Source organism: Streptomyces sp. NPDC028314, assembly GCF_055565795.1.
Map to the genome: position 1 here is coordinate 885,105 of NZ_JBVHTP010000001.1, position 14,683 is coordinate 899,787.

Below are 14,683 nucleotides of genomic sequence, written 5' to 3' on the forward strand. Positions count from 1 at the left end.
TCACCGGCTCGGGGCGGGCGACGCCGCTCCGCCGGCGCCCGCCTTGGAGCAGGCGTCCACGATGGGGGTGGCGTGGATGTCGACCTGGGATTCCGCGAAGTCGATGTCACGCCACGAGGCCGCCGCCATGCTCACGTCCTTGTCGCTCGAATTCAGCAGGGCGAGGGCATCTCTGTTCAAGTCGTCCCGCGAGACGCTGCCGCGATCGCTCTTGAATGACTCATAGGTCTTGATAAAGGCCTGGCAGCCCTTCTTATCGGCCTCCGAGAAACCCTGGGAGCAGGCAGTCAAGGCGAATGCAGATATTCCGGCGACAGCCACGACGGCGCGGCGGAATAGAATACTGGAAGGCATGGTCATTTCGCGAACAATACAGCCACAATTACTTTTCATCATGTGAACCGGATCACGGGAGAGGGGGCCGACAGCTCTCTGGCGCGTCCGGTTGGAGAAGAGGGTGAATCGTCGATCCGCGTGGCGACCGACCGACACGGCCCCGGCACTCTCGCGCAGTCCGGGAGTCTCGTCAAGTGCCAACTCCCTCACATGAGGAGAGGATTGACAGGGACCGGGCCGGGTGGCACGGTTGGATCTTGGCTGTCGGCTCGGTGCCGTGCGGCCCCTTTGCTGTTTCTCTCGCTCGACCGGCTCCGGCAGCACCCGGGGCGGCCCGCGGGAGGTGGGGGCGAGCGGGGGTTCATCCCTGCTGGACCTGTCACGTACACGGCGCAGCGCCTGTTTCCGGAGCTCTTCGCAGCCGTCCGAGTGGCCTGGCTCTCCCCATCTGCCGTCTTGTTCCGGCGAACCCGTTCTTCCTGCCGCCTAGGTTCAGGTGACCCCTCATGCAGCTGTCCGCGTCCGCCCATGTCGACACGTTCTGTCGTGATCAACTGCCTCCCGTGTCCCAGTGGCCCGACCTCCACTTCGACCTGCCTCAACTGCACTACCCCGACCGGTTGAACTGCGCGGCGCGTCTCCTCGACGAGGGCGTCGAGCGTTGGGGGCCCGACCGTCCCTGCCTGCTCACCCCGACGGAGGCCTGGTCGTACGGAGATCTCCTCAGGAAGGCCAACCAGGTCGCGCAGGTCCTCACGGAGGACTTCGGACTGGCCCCCGGCAACCGGGTGCTGTTGCGGGGCCCCAACACTCCCTGGCTCGTGGCCGCCTGGTTCGGTGTACTGAAGGCGGGCGGTGTCGCCGTCACCACCATGCCCTTGCTCCGGTCCGCCGAGCTGGCCGAGCTGACCGAGATCAGCCGGCCGGCCATCGCCCTGTGTGACCACCGCTACCTCGACGAACTCGCCTCGGGCGCACCGGACGTGACGGCAGTCGCCTACGGCGGGTCGGGGCCGGAGGACCTCACCCGGCGGTGCGACACCAAGGCCGGCGTGTTCGCCAACGTCGCGACGGCGGCCGACGACGTGGCGCTGATCGCCTTCACCTCCGGCACCACCGGGCGCCCCAAGGCAACCCTGCACTTCCACCGCGACGTGCTGGCCAACGCGGACACCTTCTCCGCCCACGTCCTCAGGCCTCGGCCCGACGACGTGTTCGCGGGTACCCCGCCGCTGGGCTTCACCTTCGGGCTCGGCGGTCTCGTCGTGTTCCCGCTGCACGCCGGCGCCTCGACGCTGCTGGTGGAACAGGCGTCCCCGGAGCGGCTGGCGGAGCTCGTCGACGAACACAAGGTCACCGTGCTGTTCACGGTGCCGACCGCATACCGCACCATGCTGGCCGCCGGTGCGGTCCCCCGGCTGAAGGGCCTGCGCCGCTGCGTGTCGGCCGGCGAAGCCTTGCCGGAGCATGTCTGGCGGGAGTTCCACGATGCCACCGGACTGCGCATCATCGATGGCATCGGCTCCACGGAAATGCTCCACGTGTTCATCTCCGCCGCCGACGACGACATCCGTCCGGGCTCCACGGGCAAGCCCATCCCGGGCTACCGCGCCACCGTGATCGACGAGACGGGCAGCCCCGTTCCCGACGGGGAGCCCGGCCTGCTGGCCGTGACCGGGCCCACGGGCTGCCGATATCTCGCCGACTCGCGCCAGACGACGTACGTACGCGACGGCTGGAACGTCACCGGTGACGTCTATGTCCGGGACTCCGACGGCTACTTCTGGTACGTGGCGCGCAGCGACGACATGATCGTGTCCTCCGGCTACAACATCGCCGGGCCCGAAGTGGAACGGGCGCTCGCCGGCCACCCAGGTGTGTCGGAGTCCGGCGTCGTGGGCGTGTCGGATGCCCAGCGCGGCATGCTCATCAAGGCGTACGTGGTACTGCGAGCCGGTTTCGCCGCCGACGAGGCCACCGCCCGTGACCTGCAAGCGCATGTCAAGCAGGTCATCGCACCCCACAAGTACCCGCGCGCGGTGGAGTTCGTCACGACGTTGCCGCGCAACAGCAGCGGAAAGCTGCTGCGCAGCGAACTGCGTTTGCGCGCCGCGAAGTCGGCCGCCCGGTAACACGGCAATTCGGCAATTGCGGCCTGCCGGAGAGCAGTGCCGTGGGGGAAGCACGAGGAGTTCTGGATGCGCATCGCAGTGGTGGGGGCGGGGCCGGGCGGGCTGTACTTCGCGGCGCTGGCCCGCCAGTCGCTCCCACAGGCGCACATCACGGTGTGGGAGCGGAACGGCGCCGACGCCGCTTTCGGGTTCGGCGTGGTGTTCTCCGACGGAACCCTGGAGAAGATCGCGAAGGCCGACGCGGAGGTGTTCGCCGCCATACAGAGGGATTTCGCGTACTGGGACACCATCGACGTCCGCTTCAAGGGCGAGTCCGTCTCCGCGCGCGGCCATGGCTTCGCCGCGTTGGGCCGGACCCGTCTGCTGCAGGTCCTGCGCGACCGGTGCGTCGGGCTGGGCGTGGAGCTGCGGCACCACAGCGCTGCGCCGCCGGTCGCGGAACTGGCTGCCCGGTACGACCTCGTGGTGGCTGCCGACGGTGCGCACTCGTCCACCCGGTCCGGATACGCCGAGGAGTTCGGGACCAGCCTCGACGAGCGTCCCTCCCGCTATATGTGGCTCGGCACGGACAAGCACTTCGACCACTTCACCTTCGCCGTCGACGCACACGACTTCGGTACGGTGAACGTACATGCCTACCCCTACGAAGCGGGGCGCAGCACGTTCATCGTGGAGATGGACGAGAGCAGTTGGCGGCGAGCGGGCCTCGGGGGGCCGGACACGCAGACCCTTCCGGCGGGCGCCAGCGACACGGCCGGCATCCGGTGGTGCGAGGAGACCCTTGCCGGGCATCTGGACGGCCACCGGCTCACGGGAAACAACTCGCGCTGGTCCAAGTTCACCACCGTGCGCAACCGGACCTGGCGCCGTGGCAACGTCGTGCTGCTCGGGGACGCGGCGCACACGGTGCACTTCTCCATCGGCTCGGGCACCAAGCTGGCGATGGAGGACGCGCTGTCCCTCGTGTCCTGCCTGCGCGAGCACCCCTCGGTCGATTTCGCGCTCGCCGTGTACGAGGCCGAACGCGCGCCCGCAGCGGCATCGGCCCAGCGGGCGGCTCAGGCCAGTCTGGAGTGGTTCGAGCACACGGGACGCTACACGCGCCAGGAGCCGGGGCAGTTCGCGTTCAACCTCCTCACGCGCAGCCGCCGGGTCACGTACGACAACCTACGCTCCAGGGACCGGGAATTCGTCGACTCGGTGGCACTCCCGGGCGCGTCCGACGACTGCGGGCCGGCCGCTGACGGCCTGCCTCCCACGCCACCGATGTTCCGGCCCTTCCCGTTGGGCGGACTGCACCTGCGCAACCGGATCGTGGTGCCGCCGATGGCCCTCTACACCGCGTGCGACGGCATGCCCGGCGACTTCGAGCTCGTCCACCTGAGCGTCCACGCGCTGGGTGGGGCGGCCCTGGTCTTCGCGGGGATGACGGCCGTCAGCGCGGACGGCCGCGCCACAGCGGGCTGCCCCGGCCTGTACACCGATGCGCAGGAAGAGGCATGGCGCCGCATCGTGGCCTTCGTGCGCGGCCAGTCCGAGGCCCGCCTGGGCATCCAGCTGACCCACGCCGGGCGCCGTGGGGCGACCGCGGTCCCCACGCGGGACGGGCGGTGCGTACCGCTCGGCGATCAGGGCTGGCCCCTGGTCGCCGCCTCGCCGATCCCCTGGGACGAGCTGAGCGGCGTCCCGAGGGAGGCGACCCGCGCCGACATGGACGCCATCGCCGAGGACTTCGTGGCGGCCGCGCGCCGGGCCTTGCGGGCCGGCTTCGACGCACTGGAACTCCAGTACGGACACGGGCATTTGATGTCCGGATTCCTGTCTCCACTGACCAACCGGCGGACCGACCGGTACGGCGGGCCGACCTCGTCCCGGCTGCGGTTCCCTCTTGAGGTCCTGCGCGCGGTCCGGGCCGTGTGGCCGGACGACCGCGCCCTGGTGGTGCGCATCTCCGCCGCCGACTGGGCGCGGCACGGCATCACGGAGTCCGATGTGGTGGAGATCTGCCGGGCGCTGGGCGAGGCCGGAGCCGACGCCGTGGACGTGTCCACCGGTGAGGTCGTGGCCGAGGAGCGGCCCCCGTACGGCAGGAGTTACCAGACCCCCTACGCCGACCTGGTCCGCAACACCACGGGACTTCCCACGATCGCGGTCGGCGCCCTCTCCGGCCACGACGACGTGAACTCGATCATCCTGGCGGGCCGGGCCGACCTGTGCGCGGTGGGCCGGGCCCAGCTGCACGATCCCCTGTGGACGCTGCACGCGGCGGCATCCCAGGGCTACACGGGCCCGGGGATCCACTGGCATCCCTCGTGGCAGGCCGGCAGCGGGGTACGCCACGGCGCCGGCACAGGCGGACGAGACACGCACGGCGGTGCATACGGAAGGGTTTCCAGTGGCTGACTTTCATGCGGTGGACCGGCTCGGGGCCGAATCCGCGAGTGTCCTGTCCGATACCAGGTTCGGCTTCTACAGCAGCGCCCCCTGGTTGCGGGCGACTCAGGGATTGGACGGGGTCGCCCCCGGCTACCTGACGGCGGTGGCCGACGGGGAGGTCTGTGGTGTCGCCCCGATTTCGTTCCCGGCCCGGGAGGACAACACCGGTTACACACCGCATTTGCTGTTCCCCTACCGGCCGGAGGCCCCGTACGCCCTCATCGGACCGCGCCGCGGCTACCGCGCGCATCTCATGGTCCGGCACACTGCTCCGGCCGAGATCGTGGGCGGGTTCTTCGAGGCGGCGGGGGAGGCAGCCGCATCCCGTAAGACCGACTGGACCTACGCACTGCACCTCACCACCGAGTCGGCGGTCGCGCTCGTCGAGAGCGGTGTGGCCCGCCCCATCCTGTCGCCGCTGATGGACAGTTGGGTGCCGGCGCCGGGCAGCTCGATGGACGACTACTACGCGTCGTGCCGCGGTGGCCGCGCGATCCGCCGTGAGCGGCGCCGTGCCGCTGCCGCTGCCGCAGCCGCTGGGGTCGACGTGACACGCGAACGGCTCGCGGACTGTGTCGACGAAGTGGCGGCGCTCGCCTGGCAGTCCCTGCGGCGCCACGGTTCCCTGCGCTCGCTCGAAAGCCTCACGGAGGAGATCCGGAGCACCGCGCAACACGCGGCCGGCCACGAGGTCCTGACCACGATGCGGCGTGGTCCGGCCGGGCCCCTGCTGGGGTACAGCCTGGACTACGTGTGGGGCGACATGCTCTGGGGCCGCTCCAGCGGGATGGTGGACGAGATACGCACCAACGCCAGTGGCCTGTCGTTCGAGTTGCTGTTCTACCTCCCGCTGGAGCTGTGTTACGAGCGCGGACTGCGCGGTGTCCATCTGGGACCCACCAACCTCGCCGCGAAGGTCCGCCGGGGCGCCGAGCTCGTCCCGCTCTGGCAGGCCGGCCTCTACCGCGGCAAGGACGTCTTCCCGGTCGAGGGGACGCGGCCCTGGACCTCTCACGTGCTGGAGACGGTGCGCGCCCAGTGCGTGCCGCACACGGTCGACGCACGGCTGGCCGCGATCGAGGAGCTGGCGCTGGCCTTCGGGCGCGGCGCCGGAGGTGGTGCGCCGCGCGCCGATGCGGGTGGGCAGTAGCGGGAGTCCGGAGCGTCAGGCCAGGGCCGCCAGCTCTTCCAGGGCGGCCTCCAGCGCCTTCCGCAGCTCCTCGGCCTCGGCTTCGCCGATGCCGTCGGCGCGCCGGAGCAGCACGACCTCCCAGGAACCGTCCGGCTGCGGGAAGGCCTCGACCATCAGTTCCAGCGCCGTCGTGGGCGGCGGGATCCGGATCGCCTCGATGCCCAGGCCTTGCGAGAACTCGCCGTGCGGGGGCTGCTGTTGCAGTACCACCCAGGCCTGGAACCAGGGATGCCTGCCTTCCCGGGCCGGCCGCAGCGCGCGCACCACGTCGTCGAACGGGGTGCGGGCGTGCTCCAGCGCATCGGTCACCGTCCGGGCGGTCCGCCCCAGCAGTTCACCGGCATCCAGGTCCCGCGAACCATTCAGCGGGATCGCCAGGGGATTGACGAAATAGCCCACCGCCCCGTCGAGTGCGGGGTCGAAGCGGCCCGCGGTCGCCGTGCCCAGGCATACGTCCGCCGCGCCGAGAGTCCGGGCGATGGCCCGGCCGGACGCCGCGAGCAGGGCCGCGAGGGGCGGGCCGCCGTACCCCGCCGCGGTGCGGGCCAATGCCGCCACGGTCTCCGGGGCCACCCGGAAGACCGACTCCGACCGGGGCGCCTCGCCCACAGCGGCCGGGGCGGGCAGAGCGGGAGCCGGGGTGTGTCCGAGGGTCCGGCGCCAGAAGGGCAGGTCCCGCCGCGACCGGTCGCCCAGCCGCTCGTGCTCCCGGGCCGCGTGGTCCTCGGAGGCGTCGGCCGGGCCGAAGTCGGGAGTGCGACCGGCCGAGCGCGCCGCGTAGGCGGTGCCCAGATCCTTCATCAGCACGGACTCGGATTGTCCGTCGAAGGCGATGTGGTGCAGGTGCAGGAGCAGCAGATGACTGCCGTCCCTCAGCCGGCACCAGCGGGCCCGCAGTGGAATCTCGTCCTCGAGCGAGAAGGGGCGCCCCCACCAGTCCTGCGTGAGCTGCCGGGCCACGAGTGCCGGATCCGTGGGACCCGCCGTCTGCGGTCCGGCCCCCTGGGAGACGGGGTGCACCCGCTCCAGCGGTACGGCCACCGCCCCCGCGTCCCTCACCTGCCGCACGGGGAAGTCGTCTTCCCAGCGGAAGACGGTCCGCAGGACCGGGTGCCGGCCCACCACGTCCCGCAGGGCCTGCCCGAGCGCCTCCGGGTCGAGGGCTCCGCGCAGCCGGTAGGCCAGGACGAGCATGTTGTCGGCGTCGCCGGGGGCCACCTGCTCGGCCATCCAGAAGCGCCGCTGGGCGTGGGTCAAGGGCAGCGGCCCCCTCGGCGCCACCATCGCAACGGCGACGGGGGGCGCGTCCCGGGGTGCCTCACGGCTGTACTCGCGGAGCGCGTCCAGGGAACGCAGCCGGTAGACGTCCCCCACCGTGATCCGGGCCCCGGACCAGCCCCCGATCCGGTCGGCCAGCCGGATGGCGTCCAGTGAGGTCGCGCCGGCTCCGATGAGGTCGTCCCCGGCGCCGAGCCCCGGGAGACCGAGCAGTGCGCGTGCGTCCGCGAGCTGCGGGTCCGAGGTGCAGGTCCCGTCCGTACCCACGGCCTTTGCGGACGAGGAGCTCCGCTGCTCCCGGATCAGGATCCCGCTGAGCAGGCCTTCTGCCGCATCCCGGTCCAGTTTGCCGGTGGCGCCCAGCGGGAGCCGATCCACCGGGCGCAGCAGCGCGGGGACCATGGGTGCGAGCAGCACCCTGCCGGCGAAGGCGCGCAGTTCCTCCTCGTCCGGCTCCCTCTCCCCCGTCGTGGTGTAGAGGCAGGCCAGCTCGGGACGCCCGGCGACGCGCTCCACTCGCAGGGCGCAGCACGCGGCGACCGCCGGGTGCGCTTCGAGTGTCCGCTCGACCTCGCCGGGCTCGATGCGCACGCCGCGGATCTTGAACTGGCCGTCGGTGCGGCCCCGGTAGCGGAGCCGGCCCGAACCGTCCCTCACGGCCAGGTCGCCGGTGCGGTAGTACCGCACGCCGTCGTGGACGAAGAACCGCCTGGCCGTCTCCTGCGGATCTCCGAGGTATCCGGCGGCCAGTCCATCGCCGGACAGGGCGATCTCACCGGCTGCCCGGGTGGTCACGCGGTCGGTGCCCGGTTCCAGCAGGACGAAGCCCGTCCGCGGCACGGGGAGTCCGATGGGGATCTCTTCGCTGTCGTCCGCCACGTCGGCGGGTCCGATCACGTGTGTGGTGGCGAAGATCGTGCTTTCGGCGGGCCCGTACCCGTTGACCAGGTTCAGACCGGGGAACCGGTGCAGCATCGCGCGGGCGTGCGGCACCGAGACCCGCTCCCCGCCGACGAGCAACAGCCGCAGCAGGCCGAGGAGTTCCGGAGCCTGGTCCGTAAGGACGTTGAAGAGCGAAGCGGTGAGGAACATCGTGTTCACGCCCCGCACGAGGATGGCGTCGCGCAGTGCCTCGACGTCCAGGACTCCGGTCCCCCGCGGCAGCAGCACGCACCGCCCGCCGTTCATGAGCGGCCCCCACAGCTCCATGGCGAAGGCGTCCCAGGGCAGCGGGGCCGCCTGCAGGAAGACGGTGGTGTGGTCGAGCGGGACGGTCGGGCAGTCCACGAGCGTACGTATCGTGCCCCGGTGCGGCGAGACCACCCCTTTGGGCCTCCCCGTCGATCCGGAGGTGAAGAACACGCAGGCGGCCTGGGTGCCGTCGGTGAACCGCGGTACTTCCTCCTGGTGTTCCGGGGCGTCGATGGGCAGCCGGATGACAGGAACCCCCAGCGGGACGCCGTCGGCGGCCCCACACCCGTCGGCCACCAGCAGCGGGGCCGTCGCCCCCCGCCGCACCACGTCCTCGATCCGCTCGCGCGGCCAGGCGGGGTCCAAGGCGATGTACGCGGCCCCGGCCGTGAGCACTCCCAGCAGCGTCACCGCCAGCTGCGGTGAACGCTCCATGAGGACGGGGACGTAGTCGCCGGGGCCGATCCCGGACACCCGCAGAGCGGCCGCGACCCGCTCGCCACCGTCGCGCAGTTCGCGGAAAGTCAGTGTCTCGTGGCCCTGTTGGACGGCCACCCGGTCGGGGGTACGGGCGGCGTGCACCGCGACGACGCGTTCGATGCGCTCACCCGAGACGTAGCCGGGGTCGGCGGGGGGAAGGGGCATGGGGAAGCTCACTGGGTCGGTAACGGACGTGCGTGCGTACGGGACTTCGCGCCTCAGACGATCTCCACCGGCATGTGGGTGGTGCCCAGGATGAAATTGGAACGGAGTCTGCCCCGCGGGCCGGCGGACCGGATGCGCAGTCCGGGTGCCAGCATCCGCTCGACCAGGAGCATCAGTTCCGCCTGGGCGACGGGCGCGCCGATGCAGCGGTGGATCCCCGCGCCGTAGCTCACGTGCCGGTTGGGCGTGCGCGCGGCATCGAAGCGCCCCGGGTCGGTGAACTGTTCCTCGTCCCGGTTCGCGGAGACGTTCCACAGCGTGACGGAGTCCCCCTTGCGGATCTGCGCGTTGCCACGGACCACGTCCCGCAGCGCGACCCGCTGGACGTACGCGTTGGTGGAGCTCCACCGCAGCATCTCCTCGATGGCGCCCGGCAGCAGCGCCGGATCGCTCTGGACGCGCTCGTACTGATCGGGATGGTCGATCAGCGCCTGCAGCCCGGAACAGGCCGTGTGGGACGTGGTCTCGTTCCCGCCGACCGCCACGTTCAGGCAGTTGTAGAGGATCTCTTCCTCCGACAGCGGGCGCCCATTGACCCTGGCCTGGATCAGTACGCTGACGAGGTCCGCTCCGGGCCGCGCGCGGCGCAGCTCCACGAGGTCCGCGAAGAAGTCGAAGATCTCAGCCTGGAGCCAGGCGAGACGCAGCCTGGCTTCGCCCCCGGTGTCGACGAACGTCTCGTCCTGGAATCCCACCATGCGGCGGGTCAGCCCGATCAGGTGGTGCGCCTCCTCGTGGCCGATGCCCATGACCACCATCAGGGCTCCGGCGGGGAGTTCGGTGGCGATGTCGACCGCGAAATCGCAGCCGCCTTCCCTCCTGGCCCTCTCGAAGGCCCGGTCGAGCAGCTGAGCCACCTGCCTTCCGACCTGTTGCACGACCGAGGCGGACAGCGCGGGATGGATCTGCTGCTTGAGCAGCCGGTGGCGGGGCAGATCCGAGGCCACGAGCATCCGCCCCCCGGCCGTGTCCTCGTTGCTGCGGAAGGAGCCGCCGAGGATCGCCCCGCGCTGCGAGCCGAAGACCGCGTGCTCGCGGTACGCCCACAGCACGTCCTCATGACGGGTGAGCGCCCAGAAGCGGTTGCCGTCGGCCCCCTCGTTCCAGTAGACGGGCTCCTCGCGGCGCAGCCTGGTGAACGCCTCGTTGTGCTCGCCGCGGAGGAACAGCCCGGTGTCGGTCAGGTCGATGCGGGGCTCGGCCGTCATGCGAAGTCCACCTCGCCCAGGGCATCGTCGATTTCGGCGGCGAGGGCGGCGAGAACGGGACGGGCCAACAGGTTGCGGTACTCCAAGGCGACGCCGAACTCGCGCTTGACCCTGTTCTGCATCCGCAGGGCCAGGAGCGAGTGGCCGCCCAGGCTGAAGAAGTCGTCGTTGGCGCCGATCTTCTCCACGCCCAGGAGAGCCTCCCACAGGGAGGCGAGGATGCGTTCGGTCTCGGTCGCCGGGGGAACGTGGCCGTCCTGCCGCGACCGGTGCTCGTCGAGCAGGTTCCGCAGCGCCGCCATGTCCCGCTTCCCGTGCTCGTTCGCCGGGATTTCGGGTACGACGACGAAGTGACCGGGCACCATGAAGTCGGGCAGTACCGACTCGGCGTGGGCCCGTACGTCCTTGAGGTCCGGTGAACCGTCCAGGACCACGAAGGCCACCAGACGACGGCTGTCGCCTTCGCCACTGGGCAGCACCACGGCCTCGTGCACCTGCGCGTGCTGCCGCAGGGAGCGTTCGACCTCGCCGAGTTCGACCCGGTAGCCGCGGATCTTGAGCTGGCTGTCGATCCGTCCGGCGAACTCCATGCTCCCGTCGGTTCGTTCGCGCACGAGGTCGCCCGTGCGGTACAGCCTGGCCGGGCTGTCAGCGAACGGGTTGGCCACGAACCGCTCGTCCGTGAGGTCGGGCGCGTCGAGGTAGCCGCGGGCCACGCCGGGGCCGCCGACGTACAGTTCGCCCGTCTCTCCCGGTGTGACGGGCAGGAGCTCCGGTGTGAGGACGTACGCGGTGACCCCGTCCAGCGGGACACCGATCGGGACGCGGTCCCGCCCCGCCTCCGCGGAGGTCACCCGCTGCGCGGTGCAGGCCGTGGTGATCTCGGCCGGCCCGTAGAGGTTGTACAGCTCCCCCTCGAACCGGCCGGACAGCAGTTCGCGGCAGGCGGACGGCAGGATGACGTCGCCGCCCGTGTGAAGCAGCCGCAGCGGGGCGAAGGCGTCGCGGTCCTCCCGTACGACGTGATTGACCACCATCGTCGGAACGAGCATGGCCGTGATCCGCCGGCGCTTCAGCTCGCGCTGGAAGTCCGCGGCCAGCAGCTCGGGAACGGGGGGCAGGATCACCGCCTCCGCCCCCTGTGCGAGCGTCGACCACATCTCGAAGTGGAAGGCGTCGAACGACAGGCTGGAGATCTGCCCGGTGCGGTCACCGGGCCGCAGGGCCGGCATGCTCCGGTTCCGGGCGAACGAGACGATGTTGCGGTGCTCGAGCACGATGGCCTTGGGAATGCCGGACGAGCCCGAAGTGAACAGTACGCTCGCCGCGCCGTCGGCCACGGCCGCGTCCTGCGGGGCGGCAGCCTCGGTCGACCCGCTGCGGAAGGGGAGGACGGCCAGTTCCAGGTGGGTGAGCCGATCCTGCCATTCGGGCCGCGTCAGAACGAGCTCCGCGCCGCTGTGCGTGAGCATGAGGTCACGTCGGGCGTCGGGATACCGCGGGTCCACGGCCACGTAGGCACCCCCGGCCTTGAGGATGCCGAGAATGGCTACGAAGACGTCGACGGAGCGGTCGAGGTAGAGCCCCACGCGGTCCTCGCCGCGGATGCCACGCGCGCGCAGGGTCGCGGCGAGGGCGTCCGTCCTTCGGTCCAACTCCGCGTAGCTGAGGGACTGCTGGTCGTCAGAGACGGCCGGCCGCTCGGCGAACCGGGCGACGCTTGCGGCCAACAGCCTGGTCAGGGTTGCGGCGGCGGAATCCGGCGTGGCCTCGGAAGGCAATGTGGTCTCCAAGAAACTCGATGGAAGGCGCGTCGCGTCAGGATGCCGAGGCGGGTGCGACAAAGACGCCGCGCGACGTCACCGGGACAGAGCTCCGCTCTCTGCCCGGACGTCAGGCAACGCTCACCGGATCCCCCTGCGGCCACACCATGGAGGTGCGACACCAAGCCCCCGTCCCCCTGACCGCGCTGTTCAGCCGGCACCGTTTCCCCACGGTGCGGCGATGGAGAGCACGTTCTCCATGGTCGCTGGGATCATAATCAGCCAACGCCTGACATGAACACGTGACGATCGTCACGTGTCTGCGACATGCGGCTTCTCCAGTACGGTGAAGCTCCTGGCCATCCGGAGTGACGACTCCCCGGAAGAGCCAGAGCGACCGGTTTCGGCATACAGAACGCGCAACCCGGAACACACCCATCGGAAGAGCGGGAAAGGCAGGCCTCGCCGTGCTTCAGGGCGCAGACCACAGAAGATTCCTTCCGTGTGACAGTGTCGAAACCTTCCTCGCGCTCTCCGGGAAATTTCTCGACGGTCCATCAATCTCCGTCCCGTTCCTGTCAGTCGGGCGCCCGGACCTGAACGAATCCGCAGCGCGTGCGGAGATCCTGTACGACGCACCGGTCCGCCCCGGGCCGACGGACTGCGGACTCGACCTTCTCGACAGCTCACCCGAGGCGGACGCCGTTCGCCTGCTCCTCCGTCCGCTCGCCCTGGACTGGAAGCGGGATCCGGACGCACTGCCCGACGCCGGATCGCTGATCGTCTGCGGCCTCCACGCGGACCTGCCGTCGCGGACCGTGGCTCCACTCGTGGGCTTCGGTGCCGCGCGCTCGACGTCCCTGCTCACCGGCCGCGACCTGCCCTCGCTCAGCTGGATGATCGCAAAGCAGTACGTCACCGTGCGGGAGGAGATAACCCACCGGGTACTGCTGACCGGCGAGGACCCGTTCGCCTCCCCGCCCCCGGATCTGGAGGTCCTGACCCACGAGGACTTCGAGACCCTCGACATCCGGGAGTACCTGACGGCCTCACCGTGGCGTCGCCTCATGTTCGAGGGGCACGGGAAGGACGACCTGATGAACCTCGGCGTCTGGGGGATGCTCGGGCTCAGCGATGTCGAGACTCCGGGCGGCCCGGTCAGCCTGCGCCCTCGGTACGGGTACGGCCACCCGCACCGCAAGGACGACCGCTTCCTGATCCGGGTCAGTGAACTCACCGCTGCCGAGGTGGTCTTGAGCAGTTGCCAGAGCAGTCCGTTCAGTGACACCGCCATGTACGCGGCCCCGTACCAGTTGCTGCTGTCGGCCGTCGACGGCACCGCGCAGACGGTCGTCGGAACGCTGACGGCCAGCGACTCCGGGCGGCCCGAGACGGAACTGCTGCTCCGTCGGCGCCCCGCGGACGAGGATCTCGCGGCGGTACTCAACGCCAGCATCGCCGACGTCGATCCGTATCCGGTCTTCGTGCGCCACGGCATCGTCCGGGAGGCGGCGGCCGAGACGGCCGACGCCTCCGGTACGGCGCACCGCGGCCCCCGGCAGCAGGACACCGAGGATCTGCTCGCCACCGCCCTGGACCGCGCCGTGGCCTGGGCGGAGAGCGGCCTGCTGCCCGCCGAGCACCCCCTGAGAGGGGCCTGCTCCGCCCTGCTGAAGAAGTACACCCGGCTCCTGCGGCGCACCTCGCCGCAGGAGTCGGCGCAGATCCACCGCCGGCTGACGGGCGACCTGGCAGCCCTGGACCGGTCCATCGCCGAGCGGATAGCGGCCAACCCCGACGATCCGATGATGGGTTACTCCGACTATTGGGGCGAGCGCAGTTCCGTGCGCACCGCTGCCCGGCAGGTCTCCTGTGAGGCGTGCGGGAGCATCGCGCAGAGGTTCACCCGGGCGGGAAGGAGCCGCGTCATCCCCGACGTCGACGTCATCGTCTGCCTGCGCTGCGGCGACGGCTACTTCCGCTTCGACGGCGGCCCCCACCTGGCCACCACCTCACCCCGGACCGTCCGTCCCGGCGCCCCGCTGGAGGTGACCGTCGACCTCACCCAGGCGCGTCCCGCCCCGGTGCACTACGGCCTGCTGACGCTCCCCATCTTCGCGGACCACACCCTTGCGGACCCGCTCCGCTCGGCCGCGGCCGCCCCGGACGGCCGCCTCCGCGACCGGTTCACCCTGCAAACGGGGCGGGACACGGTGCCGCAGGGGTACTACTACACCGCCTACGCGGTACAGGACCTCAGCATCAGCATCGCCCGCCACAACTTCGGCGTGATACCCGACGGGGCGGCGTAGACCGGCAGAACTGTTCGGCATCCTCCCGGAAGGGCCTGATCCACTTCCACGCGGAGCCATGAACGAAACCCCCGACCGGCCGACGAACACATCACATTCAACTGGCAAATATGAGACAGAACAAAGGTGT

General features: G+C 70.6%; 8 protein-coding genes. 4 read left to right on the plus strand and 4 right to left on the minus strand.

Going from position 1 to position 14,683, the window contains the following annotated elements:
* Window positions 1-360 (minus strand): hypothetical protein, encoded by a 360-nt coding sequence (locus ACZ4TG_RS03915; RefSeq protein WP_468159723.1) that lies wholly within the window; start codon window positions 358-360, stop codon window positions 1-3.
* Between the two features lie 482 nt (window positions 361-842).
* On the opposite strand from ACZ4TG_RS03915, the gene ACZ4TG_RS03920 reads away from it, so the two are divergent.
* From ACZ4TG_RS03920 to ACZ4TG_RS03930, 3 genes are all read left to right on the plus strand, one after another.
* Window positions 843-2,468, plus strand: coding sequence for an AMP-binding protein (locus ACZ4TG_RS03920; RefSeq protein WP_468159724.1), 1,626 nt, complete (start codon window positions 843-845; stop codon window positions 2,466-2,468).
* Window positions 2,469-2,534: 66 nt separating this feature from the next.
* Window positions 2,535-4,871, plus strand: coding sequence for an oxidoreductase (locus ACZ4TG_RS03925; protein ID WP_468159725.1), 2,337 nt, complete (start codon window positions 2,535-2,537; stop codon window positions 4,869-4,871).
* Window positions 4,864-6,054, plus strand: a complete 1,191-nt coding sequence (locus ACZ4TG_RS03930) for a GNAT family N-acetyltransferase (RefSeq protein WP_468159726.1) — start codon at window positions 4,864-4,866, stop codon at window positions 6,052-6,054. Before ACZ4TG_RS03925 ends, ACZ4TG_RS03930 begins: the two co-directional genes overlap by 8 nt.
* Before the next feature lie 15 nt (window positions 6,055-6,069).
* Here the strand turns inward: ACZ4TG_RS03930 and ACZ4TG_RS03935 are convergent, their stop codons facing one another.
* From ACZ4TG_RS03935 to ACZ4TG_RS03945, 3 genes are read right to left on the minus strand one after another with little or no spacing between them, the layout of a single operon-like run.
* A complete protein-coding gene (locus ACZ4TG_RS03935) occupies window positions 6,070-9,210 on the minus strand; it encodes an amino acid adenylation domain-containing protein (RefSeq protein WP_468159727.1) in 3,141 nt (1,046 codons plus the stop codon).
* Window positions 9,211-9,263: 53 nt separating this feature from the next.
* On the minus strand, window positions 9,264-10,478 hold the full coding sequence (locus tag ACZ4TG_RS03940) for a cytochrome P450 (RefSeq protein WP_468159728.1): 1,215 nt from the start codon (window positions 10,476-10,478) through the stop codon (window positions 9,264-9,266).
* Window positions 10,475-12,208 (minus strand): non-ribosomal peptide synthetase, encoded by a 1,734-nt coding sequence (locus ACZ4TG_RS03945; protein ID WP_468159729.1) that lies wholly within the window; start codon window positions 12,206-12,208, stop codon window positions 10,475-10,477. The genes ACZ4TG_RS03940 and ACZ4TG_RS03945 overlap by 4 nt, the downstream gene beginning before the upstream one ends.
* A gap of 500 nt (window positions 12,209-12,708) precedes the next feature.
* Here ACZ4TG_RS03945 and ACZ4TG_RS03950 point away from each other — a divergent pair, with 500 nt between their 5' ends.
* On the plus strand, window positions 12,709-14,553 hold the full coding sequence (locus ACZ4TG_RS03950; protein WP_468159730.1) for a hypothetical protein: 1,845 nt from the start codon (window positions 12,709-12,711) through the stop codon (window positions 14,551-14,553).
* Window positions 14,554-14,683: the final 130 nt, after the last annotated feature.